A 4,821-nucleotide genomic window follows, 5' to 3' on the forward strand; every position below is an offset into this window, starting at 1 on the left:
CCATGCCTGGCGCACGACAAAAAGGCCGGCACATGGCCGACCTTTCCTTCCACCTCGACCGCGCCAGTACATCCGTGGTCACGAGTTGGAGGTGAATTGCCGACCAGTAGATAGGGATTTGGTTACCGAATCCTTAACCGACCGGAAACTGCTCGTCGACGCGTCGTGGCCAATCTGATTTGCGTTTTCGTGATCAGTGCGGAAAGTCCTCTCTAAATGCCGCACATATTATTAATCGTTGGGCACCAACGTGTTAGCGTATAAGGCATATCGAAGTAACTGTCGTATTCTGGAAGTCGACTTATGGCCGTCCTTGGCGCTCTCCCTCCTGGCGTTCGCTGTCGACCAATTCGCGAAGCTGATCGGGAAGGAGTGGTCGACTGCCTGTGCCGGGGCTTTCCGGAGCGTGACCGAAGTTACTGGATACAGGCGCTGAGCCGTTTGTCGCAGCGGCCTCCCGTCGCCGAGTTCCCACAATACGGCTTGGCCTTGGAAAAGGCTGATCGGATCGTCGGCGTTGTGCTGACCCTGTATACAAGTTATCCCGGGCAGCAAGGCGACGAAGTCCGCTGCAACCTTTCAAGCTGGTCCGTCGACGCAGAATTCCGTCCCTATGGCGCCAAATTGGTTACGACGATTCTCAAGCGAAGGGACGTGACCTACACGAATATATCGCCGGCGCCCGCAACGTTGAAAGCCAATTGGGCGCTCGGCTTTCGCCCCTTCACCACGGGACTATTTGCCTTCTTGCCGGCTTTTAGCCCGGGTATCTCACATAGTTCGGCGCTGCGGTCATGTCGCGTGCTCGAAGCTCGTTCCGACCTTGCGGAAATGGCGATGCTGTCCGACGGTGAGAGATACATACTCTCGGAACACGCCGCGCTGGGCTGCCTGTCATTGATTTGCATTTGCAACGGAGCAGCGTTTCCGTTCGTATTGATGCCGCGCCGGATATGGCGCGGTCTTATCCCGTGCTACCAGGTCATCTATTGCCGCTCTCTCGCGGATTTGAGCCGGTGCGCCGGTGCCATGGGGCGCTTTCTCTTGCGAAGCGGCATCCTGCTTTGCGTCGTCGACGCCAAGGAGTCGATTGCAGGTCTGTTCGGGTGGTACCGCCACAACAGGGGGCTGAAATATTTCAAGGGTCCCAGACCGCCCTCGCTCGGAGATCTGACGTTCACCGAGCTTGTGATATTCGGTCCCTGAGCGACAAGCGCAACGCCGCACCCGATTTGCGGCTGCAATGCCGATGCCTCTGGGCTATCCGGCGGCCGTCGTCTCTGCCTATGGCAGTATCCCTGCTGCATTGAGGGGCAAGCTCGATTCGCTCAACGCGGTCAGCCAAGACGCCTTACGCCGCAGCCTGCGACTTCACATGGGCGATATAGCCGCGCACGTCGGCGGCCGGCTCGGCATAGGCCTTGCCGAGCTTCTTCTCGATCGCCGACATGTACTCCTTCGCCCATTGCGGCAGCACGTAGTCGATGGCGGCCAGGAATTCCAGCGTCGCCGCCAGGCGGATATCGGCGATCGATGGGTTCTTGCCGCCGATGAACGGCTTGCCGTTCCTGAAGAAGCTGTGAAAGACCTCCAGCGGCTCGGCTATCGCTTCTATAGCGGCCTTCTGGGCTTCCGCCTTCTTGTCGGGATGAGCGTCGCTGTGGCCGACCTCGCCGGCATATTGCGGGAAGTTCAGCGCAGGATAGGTGGCGCGCGCCACATAGGGGTAGAGCGTGCCGATCAGGTAGAACATGGCGCTGTCGATCATTGCCCGCTTGGCCGGCGCCTTGGGGTATAATTTCTCCAGCCCGTGCTTGTTGGCGAGATACTGCATGATGGCGCAGCTTTCCCACAACACGCCCCTGGGCAGGCCCTTGTCCTCGATCATCGGCGTCAGATGGGCTGGGTTTCGTGCCATGTACTCGGGCGAGCGCGTGTGGCCCCACACGTCGGTCTCGGAATGGTCGAGCCCGGCCGCGCGCGCAAACACCCGTACGCTCATATTGTTGACGCTCGGCTTCAGCATGCTGAGCGTCAGCGCGGGTTTTTTCGCTGATTTCGCTACGGCTTTCCGCGCGGACTTCAGGGATGCCTTGCCTGCAGATTTTGCGGCGGCTTTCGTTGCCGACTTGGCGGAAGCACTCGACGCCTTGGCCGCAGGCTTTGTCGCCTTGCCAGCTGGTTTTGCGGCGGGCTTGGCAGCCGGCTTCTTCGCATTTTTCGTGGTCGTCTTTGCCATTGTGGTCCTCCCTCGGGGTTGCTGTCGTCAGTATGGATTTTTCGGCGCGCGGTCCTCCGACAAGGTCGCGCGGGAGCGCTCGACCAGCGCCTGGATCGCGTCGGCAAGGTGCACTTCGGCGATTGCATAGTCGCCGCGCTCGACGCGGATCTTGTGTGCCTGCATCAGCACGTCGGCATGAGTAAAACCCGCCGGCGGCTCGAAACGGTAGGAAGCGAGCTCGATCAGCAGGCCGAGCGGATCCTCGAAATAGATCGAATCCATAAAACCGCGATCCTTGACGCCGCTGTGCTTGATGGCGCGCTCGTCGAGCCGGGCGACCGCCTGCAGGAAGGTGACGCGCGACACCGCAAAGGCGATGTGATGGACGCAGCCCGTATCGGTCGGCGTGCGCCGCTTGACCGGCGTGCGGCTCTCGTCGGTGAAGATGGTGATCAGCCGGCCGTCACCCGGATCGAAATAGAGGTGGCTTTCGCTGGCCTTGTCGAGGTTGGGCTGCTCGAAGATGAAAGGCATGCCAAGCACGCCTTCCCAGAAATCGATCGACGTCTGACGCCCGGCGCCGACCAGCGTGATGTGATGAACGCCCTGCGATTGAAGTTTCTGCATTGGCCCTCTCCCTGGCAGCCGGACGACGTCGTGTTCACTTCGCCCCCGGTACCGCTCGCGGTTGTGCCGCCTTGTGCCTGGCGCGAGGATTGTCAGGAGATGCTAAATCAACCGGCGACGATGCGCCAGAAGCCAGGCCACATAGGGACGCTTGCTTTGGAAGGCCTCGGGTAGGCCAAGCCCTGGATCACAGGTCGCTTACGACCTTACGCCGCTTCGCTTCCGCGTCATCCAGGATTTTTGCCAGTTCGGCAGGAGTCGGCTTGTCGGGTTCGGGCAAAACGGACGAGGTGGCGCCATCTCCTGTCCAGGGCCTTCAAGGAAAACCTCATCGAGCGCTTGGCCTGCGACCAGAACAGGGCACGAAGCTCGGAAGAAATCGGTTTGTCTTCTTCCAATCGCTTCGGCTCGCGCCGCCGACACGGCCGTGGCTCCGCTGCGCAAACGGTAGCTAAGCGCTGCGATCCTTTAGGCCGCCTCAAGCTCCATGAGCCTTTGAGCCGCCTTCGCGATAAAGCCGAACCGGGTATAACCGTGCGCCTCAGCAAAGGCGTCAATTTGGCTCAGAACATCTTCAGGGAGCGTGATGTTCACGCGGACAGCTTTTTTGGCCTCGGTCTTCACCGCAACCAGGATTGCGACGCCGTCTCGATTATTGGCGTCGTCCATGACATCTTCCAGGCTGGAGGGTTCTGGAATGGCTTCGCCATCAGGCGGCGCAGCGGTGGTCGCCAGCAAGGCCTTTGCGATCCAGTACTACGCCTCGGCCGCCCCCGCAAACGGCCTTGGCCTGGCTCTTTCGCAGGGAACAGAAGTCTACGCCCGGGTGAAATTCTGGAGGACGGCATGAAATACGCCCGCATCATTGATGGCGTGGTGGATCTGATTTCGTACGATCTGCCCTATTTCGAAGGCGACCCACAGCCGGGATGGAGAGAGGTTACCGACGATGTTTTCGCCGGCTTTTCATTCGATGGTGAGAATTTCACCGGCCCAGAGCCAACGCCGCCGCCTCGTCAGACAGTTCTGAAATCGGTCGTGCAGGCGAGGATAATCGACGCTGGCAAGATGGCTCCCGCCTACGGCGCCTTAACACAGAACCCGGTCTATTTCGCCCCGTTGGTTTGCTCCCGATCGACCCAAGGTCTACTGCGACGACCCGGACGCCATGCTGCTAGTCACGGCTCTTGGCCCCGACCCTGACGCGATTCTCGCGCCTATCGTTTGAAGACGCTTAAGTCAGCCTAGAAGTTTAGCAGGAGTCCACTGGAGCGCCTGACGGCCAATCGGGCGAGCGCTCCTGCCGAAGTATTAGTCAGCGTGGAACATTAGAATGTTCTAATTATTTTCTGTGAGCAGTGGGTACGCTCCCTCCGCTGCCTGCTGCAGATCGGGACCCTAACCCGATCGGGCCCGCGCTCTCCGCCAGAGGCGCGGGCTTTCTCCATAGCCGTTACCGGTTTAGCCTTTCGACGGTCTCAATGATTGCCTTCGCGAGTGCTTCGCCCTCGTGGATAGGCTCGGGGCCGTAGAGCAACAGGACAGCTTCTTCGCTCGGCAGCACACCAGCAGGGCAGGTCTGTTCAATAGCCATGCGAACAAGCTTGAGGGCGGCCCAGGCGTTGCGGATGGTATCTTGGCCCGTCCATGCTTTCTCGCTAAGATGGGGCGGCCCAGGCAGTCAGTTGGAGTTTGGGTGGGTGGCCGCTGGGCCTAACCGACGGGTTTGGGCGTCTCCGCCGGCTGGGACGCATTATAAGCCGTTTCATGCAGAATTGCTAATTTAGTAAATGATCATGTTCAGTTCCCCTAGCCACCAGATGGGACGGGCCTAGACTCGAGTCCGTGCGTCAACCAGTGCGTGCCGGACCCGGCCGGCTTGAGTTCATTCCTCCGATGATGCCTACCTTAGTAGCCAAGCCGCCCCAAGGCGATGACTGGATGCATGAAGCCAAATTCGACCGAAGAGGATA

5 protein-coding genes and 1 pseudogene are annotated in these 4,821 nt (G+C 60.0%); 3 read left to right on the top strand and 3 right to left on the bottom strand.

Going from position 1 to position 4,821, the window contains the following annotated elements; all coding sequences use genetic code 11:
• Positions 1-303: 303 nt before the first annotated feature.
• A complete protein-coding gene (locus NMG80_RS18595; protein WP_254019445.1) occupies positions 304-1,206 on the top strand; it encodes a hypothetical protein in 903 nt (300 codons plus the stop codon).
• 145 nt (positions 1,207-1,351) lie between these two features.
• Here the strand turns inward: NMG80_RS18595 and NMG80_RS18600 are convergent, their stop codons facing one another.
• The 3 genes and pseudogenes from NMG80_RS18600 to NMG80_RS18610 form a co-directional block, all read right to left on the bottom strand.
• Positions 1,352-2,239: a glutathione S-transferase family protein gene (locus NMG80_RS18600; RefSeq protein ID WP_254019446.1), complete on the bottom strand. Its 888-nt coding sequence runs from the start codon at positions 2,237-2,239 to the stop codon at positions 1,352-1,354.
• 27 nt (positions 2,240-2,266) lie between these two features.
• Positions 2,267-2,848, bottom strand: a complete 582-nt coding sequence (locus tag NMG80_RS18605; protein ID WP_254019447.1) for a VOC family protein — start codon at positions 2,846-2,848, stop codon at positions 2,267-2,269.
• A 468-nt stretch (positions 2,849-3,316) separates the two neighbouring features.
• Positions 3,317-3,559 (bottom strand): annotated as a pseudogene (locus NMG80_RS18610) (type II toxin-antitoxin system HicB family antitoxin); the annotation flags it as partial.
• On the opposite strand from NMG80_RS18610, the gene NMG80_RS18615 reads away from it, so the two are divergent.
• Positions 3,546-3,698, top strand: coding sequence for a hypothetical protein (locus tag NMG80_RS18615; RefSeq protein WP_254019559.1), 153 nt, complete (start codon positions 3,546-3,548; stop codon positions 3,696-3,698). The pseudogene NMG80_RS18610 and the gene NMG80_RS18615 sit on opposite strands and share 14 nt — an antisense overlap.
• A complete protein-coding gene (locus NMG80_RS18620) occupies positions 3,695-4,051 on the top strand; it encodes a hypothetical protein (RefSeq protein ID WP_254019448.1) in 357 nt (118 codons plus the stop codon). The genes NMG80_RS18615 and NMG80_RS18620 overlap by 4 nt, the downstream gene beginning before the upstream one ends.
• Positions 4,052-4,821: the final 770 nt, after the last annotated feature.

Source organism: Mesorhizobium escarrei (assembly GCF_935825525.1).
In the GTDB taxonomy this organism is placed as follows: domain Bacteria; phylum Pseudomonadota; class Alphaproteobacteria; order Rhizobiales; family Rhizobiaceae; genus Mesorhizobium; species Mesorhizobium escarrei.